Genomic DNA, 20,364 nt, shown 5'->3' with positions numbered 1-20,364 from the left:
CTCTTGTTCGTCGAGAATGTTTTCGTACTTCAAATTCAGCTCTTGTATGAATATCATACAAGTTATTCAGCGGCTTTTTTTGTGATACCTGATTTTTTATATTAATCGACTCTTTATGTCAGTTTTCCAAAACCCAGGTCGCTAATGAGCTTATACCTTCGAATATCACCCTTTATATCAACTTATGAAAGTATTTACGTCTCTATGGGTAAGCATATTGCTGACGACAATATCTAGCTGTTCGCCACACCTAACCGTTTCCCACCGAAATTTTGAAAAACTGAAGTATATCCGAATCGTCGACGCGTCTGGCATGAGAACTAGCGACATCATGAAGCACTCAAATCGATAAGGAAACAAACTATATTACATACTCGTGTGAAGCTAAAATAGCCGATATCGATGTCTCCAAATTCAGCAGGCCCGACAAGAAAAAGATGAAAGCGATCTTTGGCAAAAAACACAAGGAGCTGGAAAGCAACGCAGAGTCATTGTTCGAAAGCTTTCAAAAAACGCTTCTTGCACCGTAAAAAATGGTAAACATTCCGTCTCGCTTAACGATTAGAATAATTAATGCAACGGGCCCTCATGAACACCTGTCAGTATCGAAAACTACGTCCCCTATATGAAAAGCATTTTTCCAGAACAATTCCCGATCACCGAAGACGAAGCGAGGGACCTTTGGGGCAAAGCAATTTTTGCTGTCGACACCAACATCCTAATACATCTATATCGATATTCCGATGCGGCAAAAGATGAGCTCTTAGATGCACTCCAAGCTTATAAAGATCGTCTCTGGGTCCCTAACTGGGTGGCGAAAGAGTTTATCGATCAACGCCTCGACCGAATCTCAGATCACATAAGGGCTTACACCAAAGCCGATAAAGATTTAAAAGATATATTGCAATCATTCAAAAACGACCGACATCCGTTTTTACCAGAAGATCTGCAAAGTGAGTTTGACGAAATTGTTGGCCGCGTTACCTCCACGTTGACTCAGTCTTCCAAAGAGCATGAAGCGAAATTGATGAACGATGAAATCCTGGATAGAATAAATGACCTTGTAGGAGACAGCGTGGGCAGCGAATATGATCAAGAAACGCTTGACAAAATTGCAATTGAAGGAGAAGAACGTTTCAAGAACAAAATTCCTCCTGGATATAAGGACAAGGGCAAGAATGACCCAACTAAACCGTTAGAAAAATATGGCGACCTGATCATCTGGAAACAATTGATCGACAAGGCCAAAGAAACAACCACGCCTATAATCTTCATTTGCGACGATAAAAAAGAGGACTGGATACTGGAGAAGCACGGAAACAAAATTGGTCCGCTTCCTGCGCTCCGTAAAGAATTTACCGATTTAACCAAACAACAATTTCATTTGTACAACGCTGATCGGTTCGTGCACTACCATAATACCTTGACAGGAAAACCGGTCAACGAAGAGATACAAGCTGAGTTTAGAAAGGTCCAAGAAGAAACGAATATAGACTCTAAAGACAAATTTACGTTTCTTCGAACTTGGCTCTATTCGAGTAGAGGCGAAAAAGATCCTATCATCGAAATTGTAGGAAATGATGATACCGATGACTATGTATGGGAGTTTTTTGCAGGCGGATCTACCCCTTTGCTTGAATCACACTCATCATTTCCCAATAGAGATGCCTGTGAAGCCAACCTACGATTTGTTCAGGACATAGCAACCTCGCCAGAGAATATTCGGATAATACAAATGGGGTCCGGATATGAGTTGTCAGTTTTTCATCAACATTATGGCCCCATATGTCAGTCGTTACGAGAATTCTCCACCAAAGAGGAAGCATTTGAATCTAAATTAATCATTGCAGACAAATTCAAAACCGCTGCGATCGCTTATCGCCACCTTTAAACGACTGTTCCGCTCCGCAAACCGCCCGCTTTGTCCTCAAATTTCTCAAACCTAATGTGATTCGAAACCTCTCCCAGCGCAAAGGAGTTGGTTCGTTTTATCCAACCATCCTTAACTCCTATGGTGCTACTCCGCCGTGAGTCTCATCTTTCCAAATATCGTTTAATACCTTGAGGTCTGTGTCTTCCAGTGCAGAAGAAGCCTCCGGCCGCACTTGGCATGAGTATTTTCTGGGGGCGCAGTAATAATCGGTACTTTCACTCACCTGCTGGAACACCCCCTGAAATAGCCTAGCGCCTACTGTTAGATTGATTGGCGTGAAGTTGTTATTCGTTAACTCCAGTGAAATACATCCACAATACCCCGGCTGCACGATGGTCGAAACTGCAAGTCCTAGTCGGCTATACGAGCTTCGCATAAATAACATCAGCATCACATCCGAAGGAAGCCGGATATATTCCAGGCTCGTAGCAAGAATGGTTTGCGAAGGGTGCAGGATAAACGTTTCGCCAATTTGCCGACGGGATTCTTGAAAATGGTATTTGAGACCTCTCACGTTATACCCTGACTCCCCATTGTGCGATGCATTCATATAGGCTTCCCTTCCGTGAACACTCACGAGGAAGTCGTATCCGAGCCGAAAATCGAATCCCGTATTATTGAGTTGCTTCTCCGGCTCTAAAATTGGACGAATAACAAGATCGTTCGATTCCAGGCGTTGCTGTATCCTAACTTTACTCAGGATCCCGCCGCCGTACCCCGGATTAAAAGCCTCCTCATACATCAATCCCACCTCTTCCATCAAATTAGCGACCTCTCAATAAGCACAAATACGCTTATAATCAAATACTTACTTATTTGTTCTTTTTAAAACAACAACCATTTATTTAAAGGCAATAAGTTTTTAATTCGCTGATTATTAGACAATTAATAGACCGACAAATAAATCTCTGCCGTATTCTACAATTCTCACAAAATAAAATATATACGTTTGCTAAGGTTGTAACAAAGCGTATCCTTAACGCTTGGCAACCACATCTACTCAGCTTCCCTATCATTCGATTGATTTGCCCCGGCTTAAATAGAACAAAGCTACGAACCGCCAGTAGTGAATGCTCTATGACGCACCCCATCATTTTCTGAATAAGGCCTTAAATCATTTCAACGATCTGAAAAGACGATGGATTCTTTGCGTCCGTGTGAACTGCCCAATCAACTTAAATGCCCACAGAATATCCTTTCATCCACCACTATCTAAGTTTTAAACCCTTCGGACATGAAAAAATATTGCAGCCCAGAGCCACCCCTATCAGCAACATCAAGTCACATCTGCGCACTTCTTTTGAGCCTGATGGCCTTTACAAGCTTTTACTCAACTGCCCAGAATGTTACTTACCAAACTCTTTATACAGGTGCGACCTTCGATAGCCGGGCGATTAATCAAAGCTTGCCCGTTGGAAGTATCGTCGGCAACGGTAATGTCGCCTCGGGAGGTGCAACCTATTCGATAGCGATTGCTGTACCGCCTGGAACAAATGGCGTTAGCCCGACCGTATCGATCAATTACCATTCAATGGTGGGAAACGGCGTTCTGGGGCAAGGCTGGGACATTGGCGGATTGTCGAAAATCACCCGCTCCACGCGGAGTATGTATTTTGACAATGAGACAAATCCTGTCGTGATGACCAACAGCGACAGGTTTGTTCTGGACGGCACCAGGTTGATAGCTAAAGCGGGCAACTACGGAGAACCAAATACTACCTACGGGACTGAAAGTGAAAATTTTGCCACCATTACTTCTAAAAGTTCGCAGGGGAACGGTCCCGAATGGTTTGAAGTGATTACTAAAGACGGAATAAAAATGGAGTATGGGAATTCCGCGGATTCCAGGCATACCGGCCAATTTGCAACGGTGCTTACCTGGGCGCTCTCCCGTATCCAGTACCCCGACGGAAATTACATCACTTTCAAATACAATACCAACACCAGTTTCGCATTGCTGATTGACGAAATCAACTACACCGGTAATGCGGTACAGGGGTTAGCCCCTTACAATCAGGTCAAATTTGATTACAAGATTCGCACCATCGATGAAAATGCGGGGTTTGAAAACGATACGCGTATCGAGAGCAAGTATCTGCTGGATAAAGTGACGACCAAAGCCGAGGGGGCGACCGTCAGGACTTACCAATTCAATTACGGGCATGATAACATCAACTCCTATTTGAAAGAGGTCATCGAGGCAGGCACCAACGGCACACAGCTCAATGCCACCATTTTTAAGTACGGCGACCCGCCTGCGGAATTTAGCACCGTCGGTACGGACGGATATGAATACCCTTCATCGACAACGATCACAGGAGATTTCAATGCCGATGGGTTGACTGATTTTCTGGAAGCAAGCCTTATTCAGAATCCTGCCGTATACAGAATGATGGTTTACGTCAAGTACCCTGAATACATGGGACAATCCAATAGCTTTTTTGTGGATAACCTAACTGATGCGCCCGTCACATATAGCGTTGTCAAAAAGCAAAGCATCCCCAATTCATTCAATTTCCTGGCGTATGATTTCACGGGCGATGGCGCCGATGACGTCTTGATGACCAACGTTGTAGGTTCGGGTCAAAATCGCACCCTTACCAGTCTTCGTATTTACCGTACTCTCCAAAACTATGACTGGCAAACCAATGGGCAGTGGGCCATTCAATTCGATCCGCTGAACATTTCCCCTTACTCCGGCTATTCCAAAATCCACCCTAGTGGGCACTTCATTTTTCCTGGTGATTATGACGGGGATGGCATACAGGATATACTTACCATGCTGGGAAGCAATGCGGTCAATTACAATTGCCACCTGTACAATGGAAAAGTCCAGCCCGATTTCGGGTCAATTGTAATTTCAGGCGTATTCGCGCTTGCGGTAAGCGACTGGCCGACCGCAGACAAGGTATACATCGTGGATTTCAACGGCGATGGCAAAAGCGATATCATGCTGATCAAAGGGACTAGTTGCGAGGTCTTTACATTTGATGGATGGACTGCACGCCGCATTCATTACTCTATTAATATCCTCACCAAAGACCATCTCAGTTATTTCGGTGATTTCAATGGCGACAGAAAAACGGATATTCTTGCCAAATCAACCACGTCTGGTGCATGGAAGGTGGTAATCTCCGGCGGGGTTAACTTTTACGAATCACCCTTTACATTTAATACAATACCGGATACAGACCCTTTCACTGGCGACCATCTGGGTATTGCCGACATTAATGGTGATGGTAAATCAGATATTTATCATGGCTGGCAAGTGTCCCCTTCACCGACTTCGAACTTCGATGTCTACTATGGAAAGGGCTATTCGTGGAATACCGGGGCCAGTTTCTACCGAGTAAACAGTACATTCACAGTTAATCTGGGCGCCCCGCCTCCCATGATCGGCGACTTCAACGGCGACCATCGGGCCGATGTTATCAACTTCAAGAATATTTTCAATCCAATGGATGTCTTCTATTTCAAAAAAGAAGGCAGGGAGAATTTGCTTGAAAAATTAAAAAACGGCTATAACCATGTTACCGAGTGGGCTTACAAAAAGCTGACGGATGAAAACGGGTTCCATATCCGCGGTAATCTCACGGCTTACCCATTCAACGCGATCCAACCACCACTTTATGCTGTCTCCGATTTCAAACTGCAAAACGGAGTTGGTGGCTACAATACAATTCAATACACCTACGAGGCAACCAAGTTACACCGCGCGGGAAAGGGTTTTCTGGGATTTGGCAAAATAACGGCCAATGACCTGGCTACGGGCATGAAAACTGTCGCCGAAAACGAATTCAACACTACCTACTTCACAACCATTCCCTATCGGACCTCTATCTATCTCGCGTCGACAAGTACCCTGCTGAGCCAGACAACCAACACCAACGTATTTACTTCTCCGGCTGCCAAACGCTTCTGGGTGCAGACTACCAACATCCTTGAAAACAAGGCATTGGAGGGTAGAACGACGACCACGGTGAACGTGTATGACAATTTCGGCAACGTTACACAAAGTACCGTCAACAACGGGGTCGAGACCGCGGTAACCAATACTGTTTACGGAGCCTATCCAGCCGGGATATTGAACAAGCCGACATCGGTAACGGTTTCCAATACCCGGTCAGGCCAGCCGATCCATACTGTTTCGACTGGTTTTGCGTATAACGGAATTGGCCAGCTTACTTCGAAAACCGATTTCAATGGGCTAGCCAAAAATGTGGCTACCACCTACGAGTACTTTCCACTGGGGAATCTGAAAAAGACGACTGTTACACCAAATGGTCCGGGGGCATCCGCTCCGCGAAATACGTCGTCTGTATACGATCCGAAAGGCCGCTATGCCGAATCCAGCATCAACGAGCTTGACCAGACTTCCAGCGCTACCTATGATTCCAGGTGGGGCAAGCCGTTGACTTCGACGGGCATCGACGGACTAATTACTACTTATCAATATGACGTATTCGGAAGACCTACGGTTACCGCACCACCGGCACCTGTTGCATATAATATTACACAAAGCTACGGATGGGACCTGGCCAACGGCGCGGTATGGTACAGCCTGGTTTCACATCCCGGTAAGCCTAATGTCAAAATATGGTACGATCTGCTGGGCCGCGAGATCAAAAAAGAAACCGAAGGTTTTGGCAACCAGCCGATCACACAAGTTCAGGCGTATGACGCCAAGGGTAATATTATTTCTAATACCCAGCCATATAAAGCAGGCGAAACATATATCACTACCACTACCCAATACGACCAATACAACAGACCTAATAACATCAATAGCGGCGCGTTGGGTACCAAAACAATCAGTTATTCCTATGCCAGCGGGGAACTTACCACTACCACGGTTACCCCAACAGGCACGAGCTCCCAAAAGACGGATGCCAGCGGAAAAGTAACCAATTCGACCGACGATGGGGGTACATTGGCATACACCTATTTCAGCCATGGCGGGATCAAGGACGTTAAAAATGACGCTGTTACCATTGCCGCCAATCAATACGACGCCTACGGCCGCCAAACCCAACTGACCGACGCCAATGCCGGCACCACCTCGTATGATTACAATTCGTTGGGAGAACTGGTCAGCCAAACCAATGCCAACGGGGCAACCTACACACTGACTTACGATGTGACCGGGAGGATCCTCAGTAGAACAAAAGCAGGTGAACCCGCAACAACTTACCAATACCGGGCTTCCGGGAATGGGATCAACCAGATTGAAAAAGTGACTGGTTTTGCCGGGAACCTGGAAGAATACACCTACGACGCGTACGGGCGAATGCTGACGATCAAGGAAACCATAGACGGCAGTCCTTACACAACCACCTATACTTACAATAATTACGGGGATATTGCCTCTGTGTTGTACCCTTCCGGATTTGGTACCAATCATGCCTATGATGCTAACGGCTATCCGACGACCATCAAAAACACTAATAGTTCGGTAACCCTTTACACAAATACGGGTATGAATGGGCTGGGGCAAAATACGTCTTATACTTTGGGGAACGGGCAGACGACAACCATTAATTATATCAATGGTTATCCTACCCAATATTTGGCAGGAACAAAACAAAATCTCAACTTGGTTTGGGACTACTCAAAAGGGACACTTACAAGCAGGAATGACGCCATAAAAGCCAAAACGGAAAGTTTCACATATGACAACTTAGCACGCTTAAAGAACACAACAATTGCAGCGAATACCCTTACTACTAATTATGCTGCAAACGGCAACATTGTTGACAAATCCAATGTTGGCGCTTATTCCTATCATCAAACAAAGTTCAACGCTGTTACAGGCGTTACTAATCCCCCACCGAGCCCTGTGCCGTTACTGCAACAGGATATTACCTATACACCTTTCATGCAACCTGATAAAGTGACCGAAATCGGCACAGGAAACGTTCCTTGTGAACTTACTTATACCTACGGTGCGGATTACAATAGGATAAAAAGTGTTTTGAAGCAAAACGGCAACATCATTAACATCAAATACTACTTCAGCGGATTCGACAAGGACATAACCGGAGCTGCAACCAAATATGTTCACCACATAGGTTCCCCTGCGGGACTAATCGCCATTGTAACAGGGGATGGCTCAAACTTATCTGATTACAAATACACCTATTGTGATCACTTGGGCTCCATTCTAACTGTTACAAATAATTCCGGTACCATCGAGGCAGAACAAAGCTTTGACGCATGGGGAAGAAGGCGAAATCCAACAACCTGGGCACTGCTTCCCCCTACTGCTGCCACCGGGCTACCCTATTGGTTATATCGCGGCTATACTGGCCATGAGCACCTTGATAATTTTGGGCTCATCAATATGAATGGGCGACTATATGACCCTGTAGTAGGACGGATGCTCAGTCCCGACAACTATGTGCAGGCAGACGGTTCGACACAATCTTACAATCGGTATAGTTACGCGGGAAATAATCCGCTACGTTACACTGATCCGGATGGAGAGGTCTTTAAACTAGCCTTTTTTAGCGCTGTCTTAACCACAGACTTTATTAGTAACCTACTGAATGGTGTAAGCAACCCTTTGAAAACCGCCTATCGAAACTCGAACAATGTAATAAATGCTTTCAGCAACGCACTACAGGTACCCATTTACAGCAAAGGAAACACTTCAGTTACCATAGGGATTGACATGCTAAGCTTCGGAATATCGGCCAATTTCTACCATACAGTGGGCAACCTTACTTCCACCGCAAATGTGGGAGTGGGATTAATGAGCGGGGCAATGTTCAACTGGAGCGCCTCTTATGCCGCGGGGTCACTGAACATCGGCATTGGCGGCGGCATAGGGGCAAGTTATGAAATGAGATGCATTAATAACGTAGAAACGGGCAGTTGGGCATTTAGTTATTCAGCGTTCGGTGCCTCGATCAAATATAAAGGGTACGGAGCAGGTTATTATCAAACTCACTACGGCAATGTACTGGGGCCGGATGGCAAGCCTAATAATCAAGTCGTAGGCGGGGTAAATGTATTCCTGGATGATATTTCCATAAGACTAGAAAATGACTTTTTAGCCTTCAAGGATGAGGACAGATGGCGCTCAAATTCCGTGGAAATTGGGGTTGGCAATTTAGTCATTGGAACAAGGCTCTATAATAATGATCCTGACGGTGAAGGGCAAAAAACTAAGATGGGAGTGACAGATCGGATGGGATTTTCAAATAAGGGTAAGTTTGGAGCCTGGCCGAGTGGGAAAGTGTACTCGAGTCCTCTCTGGATAGGGGCGAGATTCGGTAATACGGTAGACAGGATCGGATACAGCCATCCTATGGTCCAGGATAGAACGCAAAACTGGGTGCATCGCAATGGCTTCTTTTACCTCCCTTTTGGCCATCAGAATTTTTATGTGGACTATAGTCAATTTAGATTCGGAATGTTCTTACAGACAGGGTATTATAACCCTTATTCGTTATGGGGAAAATGACTAATATACTGTACTTCTTCACACTGATGAGCTTTGAATACATTGCTCTTTCATGTCAACCAATTCGAAGTACGCGAGATAGTTTTCAGTTTTCCGCCTATTGCTATAATGGAGCGTATACCGGTCTCGATACGTTGGTCGAAACAAGGGGATACTATAAATTCGAAAAAAAATATACTAGAAATGTCGGCTATCCGTCTGTGCCAACCCCTGATACATTGACCTTTACCGCTCTATTCCTGAATGATGGAGTTTTTATCTACAACTTTATTCCAGACTATTTCGCGTCCACATCAAACAACAGATTTGGGTTTTATAACCGAGGAACGGAGTGGGGTAAATATTACATATCTGGTGATACGATAAAGGCTCAGTTTATTGAATCTCCCGGTGGAATGTCTTGGGAAATGGGGCAGTTCTGGTTCCAGATCGTGAATCAATCAACGATTCGGGAGCTAGCTTTTCAATACAGAAAGCCGATTACACAGCAAGACATGGCAGTATATCAACCAAGCGAAAATGGAAAAAATACTTCGCTTGGCCATTTCGTCAAATACGATAGCCTTCCAGACTCAAATAAAAGTTGGCTAAAAAAAAGAAGATGGTTTTGGTGTAGCAAAGCTCAATACACCGGATGGAAAAGTAGCTTATAGAAATAGAGTATTCATCTTAAATCGTTCAGAATGAAGTGTATATTTTACCTAACTCTGTTGACAATAGTCTGTTGGCATTACTCCTTCGGGCAAGACCAATATCTAAATTTTGATTTCACTTGCAAAAGCAAGCAGGCACAAAATAGCATCATTTCGATTGACCGGCGGACAAATCCCCAGTTGCTTGGATACATGCCTATTAAAGGCTATTCTGGCTTGGCAAACGTTAGATTTAAAGGCGCTCTTGCCGATAGCATTGGCATTTTCTTCGCGAGTCCGTCTGTTAATCAAGATAAAAAACGTGTTCTGATCCTGGAAAACTTCTTTTTAAACTGCGGCTCCAACCCGGCAAAGCTGATATTGTCACTGAGATTATACTCCCAAATCAGCAATGACGCCTATGCACCGGTTTGTTCAATCGATTCAATTTACCAACTAAGCGGCGATCCCTTTGGCCGGATAAGCGAACTATTCTGTGAAATATCGAATCTTGCTGATAAAGAGATCACAAAAGCAACGCCAGATACCGCGTTTGTTTCTAGGGACGGGCTGAATCATCTGGATAGTCTGGAAAAGCTTAACATACCTATGTACGTCTCAACCAAACCTGTTCCCGGTGTTTATAAAGATTACGCACATTTTAAAATGAATCAGCCGGATATCAGCACTGATATATTTATCACCGTTACCAAAAGAGGTGTCGTAGAGGTAGACAGAACATACAAAGGTAAAAAGAGAAGGGTGAAGTTAAACCCCTCAGGCATCTACGCGGTTTCTGACGGTGATCGGATACTAAAGGTTACGCCGTCCGGAGAATATTTCGAGATAGTCAAACGCGGATTTGACTTCTACTATGATCGCCCGGGGTATTTCTACGACCAACCAAATACCTATTCACCGTATTATTTTCCTGGCGGCGGGAGAATCGGAACAACAGGGTCAGGGGATTTGGCTATTCGAATTGGAGGCCCAAAGCAGATAGATATAGTCCCGACTTATCGATTCAAAATCAACTATAAAAAGGGTAGCTCAATCCCGATTGGCCTAGTCAAATAAATGGTCATGTAAACTGAAAACAAATGGGAACACGCTCATCTTCTTTAATCTGCTCTTCATCTAAGGTGCTTAGGCTTGCCCATGCTAAGAAGCGTTGCAATCCATTGGCAAAGAATACAAACCTTGCTGCGGTGTGCAGCAAACATCAATTTGAGCTATGAAAAAATACTTAAGGTTGACCCTTGCGATCATTGGAATGATCCCATTTCATGGATGCGACAATCCCGTCCAAACCTCGGCAACTGAAACAATTCAGGGAGATATCGTGTGGGATAAAAGCTTTGGAGGTGAAAACTCCGAAGAACTCTCCGTAATAATACCAACCCCGGACGGCGGATACCTGCTAGGTGGGGACAGTTTCTCTAATGTTTCCGGCGATAAGTCCCAAGGCCATTTTGGCGGAGGAGACTATTGGGTTATCAAGATAGACGCCAAGGGCAATAAAGTCTGGGATAAGACTTTTGGCGGATTCAGGAGCGATATCCTAAAATGTCTCGTAAAAACTTCCGACGGAGGGTATTTACTTGGAGGATATAGCCAATCCGGGCCAACCGGAAACAAAACGACGGGCAGCAACGCCAAAATAGACTATGACTATTGGATCATCAAAATTGATAATAACGGCGATAAAATTTGGGAAAAGACCTTTGGAATGACCGACAATGACTATTTGAGAGGTATGGTCGCTACCGAAGATGGTGGATATCTGTTGGCCGGGAATTCAAGTATCCCTGAGACGGGGGAGTCTTATGGTTCTGATGATTTTTGGGTTATTAAAATAAACGCCCTGGGTGAAAAGGTTTGGGAAAAGTCCTATGGGGGCACACAGTATGAAGCCTTGTGGAGGATAATCCCTACGAATGACAAAGCATTTTTATTGGCAGGTCACAGCAATTCCAACGCATCGGGCGACAAATCCCAGGATTCAAAAGGTGATTTTGATTTTTGGATTTTAAAAATCGACTCCGATGGCCACAAAATTTGGGACAGCTCAATTGGTGGCTTTAAAAGTGAGAGTCTGTTGGGGATAGCACCCTCATCTAACGGAGGATATATTCTTGTTGGGGCAACCGACGCAGATTCGTCTCCGTCAGGTGATGTTTCTGGAGCATCCAAGGGCTTCTACGATTACTGGGTAGTAAAGGCCAATGAACAAGGCGTGAAGGTCTGGGACAAGACGTTTGGTGGAAATCTGAATGATTTCCCGGATTGCCTACCTATTTCTTACAACGGAGGTTATTTAATAGGGGGATACAGCTTTTCCGACAAATCTGGTGATAAAGAATCGCCACTCTTCGGTGATAAAGGCGACTTGGACTTTTGGGTTATCAATCTCGATTCCAAGGGCAACAAACTATGGGACAAATCTTTCGGAGGAACAAGCTCTGATTTTCTATTTTCAATAATTCCTGCACATGATGACGGCTATCTGCTTGTCGGCAGTAGCGGCTCTCCCAAAGCGGGACAAAAAACTTCTGAAACAAATGGCTCCACAGATTTCTGGATAGTCAAAATTAAGTAAGGCAAAAAGCTTTGAATTTATCACCAAAACATGCACTTGTATGAAAAGTCCAACTTTACTTTTACTTCTATTGGGAACTGTCAATAGATTTCCAGATCAATCTAATGCAAAGACTTCGTTTGAAGGTTATGAATCCTGCTGCGGCACCCAGCCCGTCGAGTTCTCTTACGAAAAGAAGCGGATCTACGTTCCAAACGTATTCACTCCCAACAAAGACGGCGTAAATGATTACTTCTTCCCTGTTGTAAATGATGTCGTCACCGACATCTGGGGCTTTGCCATATACAGTGCTGAGGGAGACACGATGCTATACCAAAAGTCCTATTTCAATTCCAAAATGCCTGTGCAGGAGTACGGCTGGGATGGGTTAAGGCCTGACGGATCGCGGTATAAAGGAGCATTCCGATATAAAATGCGTGTGGACGATGTACGAGCGAAAAAGGACATTGTCGAGGGCCGCGCATGCGCCATCATCTGCGGAAGCGAGGCGGAGATATTCCGAACAAAAAGTGGATGCTATTTCCCTGTCCAGGCCGGTCAGGATGGCACACTGGACAAGTCGGTAGCGAACGGAGAAACCAATTGTTTTTGACGCGTCACAATATCAATCTTAACTATCTCACATATGAACACACACCTCACGAGAATGATGATTCTCGCCGTCGCAATAATTTTTCCCGGCATCATTCACGCACAGATCAAATTTAACTATGACAATGCCGGCAACCGGATCAAAAGGGAGTTGAATAGCAGCCTTGTGCAACTCGATACCAAAGTCCTTCTCAGAGGCCCGTACCGTCCCGGGCAGGTGAATATGGCTAGCGATCTGCAAACCTATTTCAGCGCGAATTCCGGCTTGCTACCCACTACCGATCCCTACGGCGGAAATGTCGTTTATAACAACATTGGCAATCCGGCGGGAGTAGCCGGTCCGGTGGTAGACTGGATCAAGATTGAAATTCGCGATGCCGCAAACCCTGCTGCAAAACTCCAGTCGAAAAGCCTCCTATTGAAACCTAATGGAGCCGTCGTCGATGTGGATGGTACTCTTCCTAAATTCGTTGGGCAAAGTTCACCGGTACGGGTAGCCGTTTTTCACAGAAACCATGTTGCCATTCTGAGTAATCCTATTGCTTCTTTCAATGCAGGCACAGCTGTTTACGACTTCACGACAGCCCTTAACAAGGCCAGCCAGCTGCCTGGCGATCTTGCCCAAATGGGCCTCATCAATGGGAAATGGTATATGTGGGCAGGGGATATAAATGGTGACGGGGCCGTCGATGCCACCGACATGACCATTGCCAACAAGGATTTTCTGGACGGTCTTTATGATCAATACCTTTTTACCGATGTAAATCTGGACGGTGGTGTAGATGCCACAGACGGAAGCATTATGAATAACGCATTGATAAATGGATACTATTCAACTTTGATAAATTATGCGCCCTAGAGTCCGCCTGTCCACCAAATATGCAACAAAAAATGCCCGACAACCCTTTGATTATCAGGCATTTAAATTCAAGTTGCTCCCGAAGCTGGGCTCGAACCAGCGACCCTCTGATTAACAGTCAGAAAAAATCGGTAAACGTCAGAAAATCGCAGTAATCGTCAATATACATATCACTGAATTCCAATGTATTATATTTTTCATGTTACCGGTGTTTACTTATATTTACTGAAAATGTTTGCAAATTGTTTGCAAATTTTCTCTCACAGAATCGCGCTTTATGGCCACTGTAACACCGAAATTGTCGCTCATCCTGGATAAAAGGTATGCAAAAAAAGATGACGTATATCCTATCAAGCTAAGGATCACTTTTAAACGTCAATCAAAATACTATCCCACCGGATATGACATGACCGAACAGGAATTTGTCCGCCAGCGGGATTGTGAGCTGCTTCGCGCCAACAAGTACATCGGCACCAAGGAATATGCGCAGCTTTCCCAGGTCAACAAGAAGCTCGAGGTGCATCTGGTCAAAGCCCAGCAGGTCATTAGCCAGATGAAGGTTTTTAACTTTGACCTTTACGAGGAGAAACGATCCGGTGGGCAGGCTAGCGTGGATGGCATTTACTCAGCCTTTCTGGCCAAAATAGCATCCCTTGAAGCAGAGGAACGGATCGGGACTGCGATAACCTACCAATGTGCGCTAAAAAGCCTTCAAAACTTCTACCCCAAAAGTAAGCTTCCCCTGGAAAGCATCACCATAAAATTCCTGCAATCCTACGAAAGGTGGATGCTCGAAAACGGAAATTCGCTAACTACCGTAGGTTTCTACCTGAGAAACCTACGTGCGGTTATGAACTCGATACTGGATAACAACAAGCAGAAAATGGATGAATACCCGTTTGGGCCAAGAAAATACATTATCCCTACCAAGAAAAACTCCAAACGTGCCCTCTCGAACGAAGACCTTAAAAAACTGATCAGCTACCACCCGGACGAACAGGAAGAAAAGTATCTTTCATTCTGGCTCTTTATGTATTTGGCCAATGGAATGAACCCTACGGATATGGTCAGGCTCAAGTACAAAGACCTGAGGTCAGACCGGATTGTGTTTCTCCGTGAAAAGACCAAAAGGACCAATCGGGAAAGCACCCTGATTGAAGTTCACCTCAATCCTGTGCTCAAAGAAATCATTGAAAAATGGGGCAATTATCCGGATCCAGACAACTATATCTTTCCTGTGTTAAATGATGTGACGAGCGCGGCAAGGGCTAAAAAAATAATTACTCAATTCGTCAAGCAAATCAACAAGTACATGCGCCGGATCGGCGAGAAACTCGAAATCGACAAGCAAATCACCACCTACGTCGCGCGCCACAGCTTTGTGACCAAACTTATTTCGGAAGGTGGCACTTTGATGGAGGTCAAATCGATGACCGGCCACAAAAGTATCACTACCACCGAAGGATATGTGGGCAGCATTGAGGACGAGCGCTTAAAGAAAATCACCAGTCGTCTTTTAAATTTCTAGCAATGAACACTATTAATCCCAAGCGTCTGGTGTTGCTGGAAAAATACGGCTTCTTTCGGTTCTTCGACCGCGATGATCTAAGCATTGCCGAATTTGCGAATAGTGAATGTACGACCCTGGAATGGTGGGGGCTAGACCTCGAGCTCGTTATCAAAGAACTTGGCCTGCTTTTAGCCGAGTGGTCATCTATCGTAAGCTTCCGCTCGCGGCTACTCGCTGAGCATACCGATTCTCAACAAATAGCGTTAGCTGTATTTTCCGAGCGGATATCCGGCATCACTTTCTTTGGCAAGTATGACCCGGATTTTGATCGTACAGAGCTTCGGGAAGTTTTATACTATGTCATTTACGGCAAGCCGTGGCTGCATTCAAATGTCTGCCTTTTCGATTACTGGATTGAATCCTGCCAACGTGCTTTGACCAAGCTCGAAGGCGAGCAAGCCCGCCATTATCTTGTTCAGCTGCGCGTGCTGGAAAGTAAATTTCACCCCATAGACGGATACAGTAAATATCCCAGAATGGGGCTTCAATTCTGGCAAAGGGCTATTGATCTTGCCTCCTATAAATCAGCGGAGTCCCAGGGCCAGCCGACAACCGTTGAACACCTGGTGCCCCGAGGCCCTCGCAAAAAGCCTCTTGGAGATATTTACGATTACTTGAAAGACCTTAATGTAGAGAAATTCAAAGAGCAACTTTACCAGCGTGGGATCCTGAGTAGCTCATATCATTTCATTCCAAGGAAAAACACGTTCCACAAGCTTACGCACATCCTGGCTTTGCCCTATATCTTGCAACACCACAAAGTAATCGACAGCAGCTTTTTTGAATGTACACAACTGGAACGGGTCGATATTTATGCAGCCAGCTTCTCTGTCGAATTTGGCAGGAACCAGCTTTCTGGCCTGGCCATCACAGACTTTATGGTCCAGCTGGAAAAGAAAAATCGGAACGATGTCGCCTGGGATTTTTATAATGAGGTGACCGCATCAGTTGAGGCTTCGCGGATTAATATCTAACGCCTGTACTCCAAATTATTTACATCTGCTTACCAAAGTCTGTTTCTTGGTCATGTCAGATGACCAAATTTGGCTTTCCCCCAGTTTTTATTTGCCATTGTTTTTCAACCGTTACCAACAATTGGCACTATGAGAACTTCACATCCAAACATTGGCCCAAAGCCATACAACACGGAAGAGGCCACCTTTGACGGCCTTGTCCAAAGGCTTGTCGAAAAGGCATTGCTTAACGTTTCTGAGCCGCTGATCGAAACAGTAGTAGAGCGGGTCATCACCCGAAAAATTAACGACAACGCCGACCATCCCATGGAAATCGAGGAAGCGGCCTTGCTGGTGAAAAAGTCAAAGCAAACCCTGTACAATTACTGTTCGCAGGGTAAGATCCCTTTTCACAAAAGCGGCAGCCGTAATATTTTCTTCCGTAAGGAACTGATCGAATGGCTCCGTTCCAACAGCTAAACCAGGGTCAAGATGAAAGCCAAGAACGAGCAGGATATTGCGGCAGCGATATCCAGGACCGGATACGTCCGGATCGCGACCAGCTATTACAAATTGGTAGACCGTCCGAACCTGGATGGTTCATTCGAAAGCAAACTGGCTCTCTGGTCGGTTGAATGCATCAAAGCAGATTATGGGAGGGATTTTGTTTCCGGGATCCCGAAACTTCATGGTTTTTGCCTGTTCCCTGACCATTTCGGTTTCAAACAGGTGATCGGCAAGTTCTATAACCTCTACCACCCGTTTGAGCACCAGGCAAATGCCGGAAGCTGCGAAACCTGCCTGGAATTCGTCCGTCACATATTTGGCGATCAATATGAATTGGGCCTGGACTATCTGACGCTGCTGCTGAAAAAGCCGCTTCAAAAATTACCTATCCTTTGTCTGGTCAGCAGGGAACGGAGCACGGGCAAGACCACCTTTCTGAATTTTCTCAAATCGATCTTTGGCCGGAACATGACTGTCAACACCAACGAGGAGTTCGGTTCCAACTTCAACGATGACTGGGTGTCGGCGCTGCTCATCGCGATCGACGAAACGTTCCTGGAACGAAAACAAGACAGCGAAAGGATTAAGAACCTGAGCACGGCCCTTAAATATAAATCCGAGGCGAAAGGCAAGGACCGCAACGAGGTTGAGTTCTTCGGCAAGTTCATCCTGTGTTCCAATAATGAAGACGGCTTCGTTTTCATCGAGCCGGGCGAAACCCGGTACTGGGTCAGGAAAATCGAGCCTTTTGCAAAAGAGAACATCGGGCTGCTGGCGGAATTGAAATCACAGATCCCGGCGTTTCTGGATTTTCTGATCAACCGCCCACTTTCGACCACCAACCAATCCAGGATGTGGTTTGACACCCGGCAAATCCAAACCCCTGCGCTGCTCAGGCTGATCAAACGGAACCGAAGCAGGGTCGAGCTCGAACTGATGGAGTCCATTCAGCATGTGATGGATGCCAAAGAGCTTTCCCAGCTCTGCTTCTGCACCGGCGATGCGTTGAACTGGCTTTCCATGCGCGGCTTGCGCGGCATAGATTCTGCGCAGATCAAACGTGTACTGCAAACAGAATGGGGGCTTAAACCCAGTCCCAATTCCAATGCATACACCCGGTACACACTGCTTTCGGATAGCAGTGTTTTTGAAAGCCAGCATCGCGGCCGCTACTATCAAATCAGTCAGCAGCAACTCGAAAAAATGATGATTTGATGAAAATAGAAGGTAAAATATTGATTATTAAGCAAATATACTTCATCAAACTTTCATCAAAGCTTCATCAAAATAAAAAAATGATGAAGGTGTGCTGTTGAAAGAGCAAAAATCTGATGAAACTGATGAAGTTTTGATGAAATACAACTAACTAATAAACAGAACGTTAAACCTAATTTTCATCATTTCATCAAAAATCAGGGGTACCTCACCCCGTAAAAAATCAAGCGCCGGAATTCCCGGTCTTCATTCACCAAAAACCATTGATCATGACTTGCGAGCAAGCCAGAGAGATCCCTATTGTGGAACTCTTGAAACACTGCCATATTCACCCCCGGTATGTGAGGGGACAAGACCATTGGTACCTCTCCCCATTCCGGGATGAGAAGACACCTTCGTTCAAGGTCAACGGCAAGCTGAATCTGTATTACGACCACGGAAGCGGCCAGGGAGGGGATGTTATCGATTTGGGCAGGCAACTGTTCCGGTGTGATACCAAAGAGCTCCTGGAAAAACTGGGCTCCGATTTTTTTTCTTTTCAACCGCAGCATGTCAAAGAGACCGGTTTGCATATACACCGGAACGTTACACAAGCACCTGATCAATCCCCTATCCAGATCACCGGTACAAAGGACTTAGGCAACAATCCTGCGATTACCCGTTACTTGGTATCGCGCAGAATCGATCTGGATATTGCGAGGCCCTATTGTCGGGAAGTTTATTATCAAGTGGGTGATAGAAACTATTTCGCCGCTGGTTTTGAAAACCGGTCGGGCGGCTATGAGCTCAGAAGCGAGTACTTCAAAGGCAGTTCTTCACCCAAGGACATCACCCATATCGAGCGCGGCCACAAATCGGTCTGTGTATTGGAGGGCTTCACCGATTTTCTCTCCCTTCTCTCACTGCGAAAACCAGAGCCAGTGCGCAGCGACTTTGTCGTTTTGAACTCGGTGAATATGGCAGAGCGAAGCCTGGATATCCTCAGAAATTACCGCACGGTTTTCGTTTACCCAGACCACGATGCTGCCGGAAACAGGTTGCTGGAAAAGTTCGAGCATGCCCAGATCAACTGTGTCGACGCTTCCGGGATTTATCAAAATTACAAGGACCTGAACCAGATGCTGGTCGCAAGCAAACAGCGTGAAGAGCAGGTCAAACAGCAAGGGCTCAAAAGATCGCGGGGACTGCGCATGTGAGTTTTATTTTCAGCGGTTCCCTAAAACCGTCCACAGATCAACTGGCGGCGATAGCTGCCAACCGTGTCCTTTTCTTGCCAAAGAAAAGGAGCAAGCGGAAGTTGGGCAGAGCCCTACTTTGCTTGCCATTTGCGCTGCAAATGGGGTTTTGCGTATCCTCCGGGGATACACCGCTGTGCTTTCGCGGGTGAAAGAAAAGAAAACAGGATACCATAGGGTATTCTCGATACACAAATTAAGGCATTTAGGCCTGTCTGGCCTATTACCATCAAACAAAGCCAACATAATGGAAGATATCAATGTAAAATCGGTCAGGTACCCTGCCACTGTCGACGAGAAGTTCGAAAAGATCGCCCTTAAACTGGGGCGGACAAAGCGGCAAGTCTTCATCCAGATGGTGGACTATTTCTATAAAAGCAAGAAAGACCCCTCGGATTTGAATGACGAGCTTTTGAAGAATGCCTTGATGAAAAGCCACAAGGATTACATTGGCTTTATCCGCAAGCAGGAAGAGATACTGCTCATCCCGATCAAGACTGAAATGGAGCGGGTAGCTGAATCGCAGGACGAAATTGTCCAGCGCTTTAACACCCAGGTGGTCAAAGCTAACGCGGACCTTCTCGACGGCCAGAACGACCTAGTGCGCAAGTTCAGGGAAACCGATGCGCTGATGGAAATGATCAGAAAAACCCAACGGAGCAAGGAGCTCTTGAAAGCGCAGTTCCTATATATCCTGGACAGCTATATCAAATCCAGGGACTCGTTTGGCATGATGACACCGGCCAGGGAGAAAGATGAGTTGATCGCTGCTACCAAAAGGCAGGTCAATTTACTGTAAATTAAC

Annotated in this window: 14 protein-coding genes; 13 read left to right on the top strand and 1 reads right to left on the bottom strand. The window is 45.6% G+C overall.

The genetic code is table 11. The features are described from left to right. Nucleotides 1–625: 625 nt before the first annotated feature. Nucleotides 626–1,891 (top strand): PIN domain-containing protein, encoded by a 1,266-nt coding sequence (locus J2Y43_RS25615; protein ID WP_309987955.1) that lies wholly within the window; start codon nucleotides 626–628, stop codon nucleotides 1,889–1,891. Between the two features lie 118 nt (nucleotides 1,892–2,009). Here J2Y43_RS25615 and dcd read toward each other — a convergent pair whose 3' ends face one another. Then, nucleotides 2,010–2,693 (bottom strand): dCTP deaminase, encoded by a 684-nt coding sequence (gene dcd, locus J2Y43_RS25610; RefSeq protein ID WP_309987957.1) that lies wholly within the window; start codon nucleotides 2,691–2,693, stop codon nucleotides 2,010–2,012. Nucleotides 2,694–3,242: 549 nt separating this feature from the next. Here dcd and J2Y43_RS25605 point away from each other — a divergent pair. The 12 genes from J2Y43_RS25605 to J2Y43_RS25550 all read left to right on the top strand — a co-directional run bounded on the left by J2Y43_RS25605 (nucleotide 3,243) and on the right by J2Y43_RS25550 (nucleotide 20,358). Beyond that, nucleotides 3,243–9,398 (top strand): polymorphic toxin type 23 domain-containing protein, encoded by a 6,156-nt coding sequence (locus J2Y43_RS25605; RefSeq protein WP_309987958.1) that lies wholly within the window; start codon nucleotides 3,243–3,245, stop codon nucleotides 9,396–9,398. After that, nucleotides 9,386–10,051, top strand: a complete 666-nt coding sequence (locus J2Y43_RS25600) for a hypothetical protein (RefSeq protein WP_309987959.1) — start codon at nucleotides 9,386–9,388, stop codon at nucleotides 10,049–10,051. The genes J2Y43_RS25605 and J2Y43_RS25600 overlap by 13 nt, the downstream gene beginning before the upstream one ends. Nucleotides 10,052–10,081: 30 nt before the next feature. Continuing rightward, on the top strand, nucleotides 10,082–11,107 hold the full coding sequence (locus J2Y43_RS25595; protein WP_309987961.1) for a hypothetical protein: 1,026 nt from the start codon (nucleotides 10,082–10,084) through the stop codon (nucleotides 11,105–11,107). Between the two features lie 157 nt (nucleotides 11,108–11,264). Further along, a complete protein-coding gene (locus J2Y43_RS25590) occupies nucleotides 11,265–12,629 on the top strand; it encodes a hypothetical protein (RefSeq protein WP_309987963.1) in 1,365 nt (454 codons plus the stop codon). Between the two features lie 40 nt (nucleotides 12,630–12,669). Further along, nucleotides 12,670–13,221 (top strand): hypothetical protein, encoded by a 552-nt coding sequence (locus J2Y43_RS25585; protein ID WP_309987965.1) that lies wholly within the window; start codon nucleotides 12,670–12,672, stop codon nucleotides 13,219–13,221. 33 nt (nucleotides 13,222–13,254) lie between these two features. After that, nucleotides 13,255–14,079, top strand: coding sequence for a dockerin type I domain-containing protein (locus tag J2Y43_RS25580; RefSeq protein ID WP_309987967.1), 825 nt, complete (start codon nucleotides 13,255–13,257; stop codon nucleotides 14,077–14,079). A gap of 406 nt (nucleotides 14,080–14,485) precedes the next feature. Further along, entirely contained in the window at nucleotides 14,486–15,607 is a 1,122-nt protein-coding gene (locus tag J2Y43_RS25575; protein ID WP_309987969.1) for a site-specific integrase, read from the top strand. Between the two features lie 2 nt (nucleotides 15,608–15,609). After that, nucleotides 15,610–16,623, top strand: a complete 1,014-nt coding sequence (locus J2Y43_RS25570) for a hypothetical protein (RefSeq protein ID WP_309987971.1) — start codon at nucleotides 15,610–15,612, stop codon at nucleotides 16,621–16,623. Between the two features lie 129 nt (nucleotides 16,624–16,752). Beyond that, nucleotides 16,753–17,082 (top strand): helix-turn-helix domain-containing protein, encoded by a 330-nt coding sequence (locus J2Y43_RS25565; RefSeq protein WP_309987972.1) that lies wholly within the window; start codon nucleotides 16,753–16,755, stop codon nucleotides 17,080–17,082. 12 nt (nucleotides 17,083–17,094) lie between these two features. Then, on the top strand, nucleotides 17,095–18,324 hold the full coding sequence (locus J2Y43_RS25560; protein ID WP_309987973.1) for a DUF5906 domain-containing protein: 1,230 nt from the start codon (nucleotides 17,095–17,097) through the stop codon (nucleotides 18,322–18,324). A 269-nt stretch (nucleotides 18,325–18,593) separates the two neighbouring features. Then, a complete protein-coding gene (locus tag J2Y43_RS25555; RefSeq protein ID WP_309987975.1) occupies nucleotides 18,594–19,520 on the top strand; it encodes a toprim domain-containing protein in 927 nt (308 codons plus the stop codon). 286 nt (nucleotides 19,521–19,806) lie between these two features. Further along, entirely contained in the window at nucleotides 19,807–20,358 is a 552-nt protein-coding gene (locus J2Y43_RS25550; RefSeq protein ID WP_309987977.1) for a BfmA/BtgA family mobilization protein, read from the top strand. Nucleotides 20,359–20,364: the final 6 nt, after the last annotated feature.

The sequence above is a fragment of the Dyadobacter sp. BE31 genome, assembly GCF_031457695.1.
Taxonomy (GTDB): Bacteria; Bacteroidota; Bacteroidia; order Cytophagales; family Spirosomataceae; genus Dyadobacter.
This window is presented reverse-complemented; position numbering and strand designations above follow the sequence as displayed.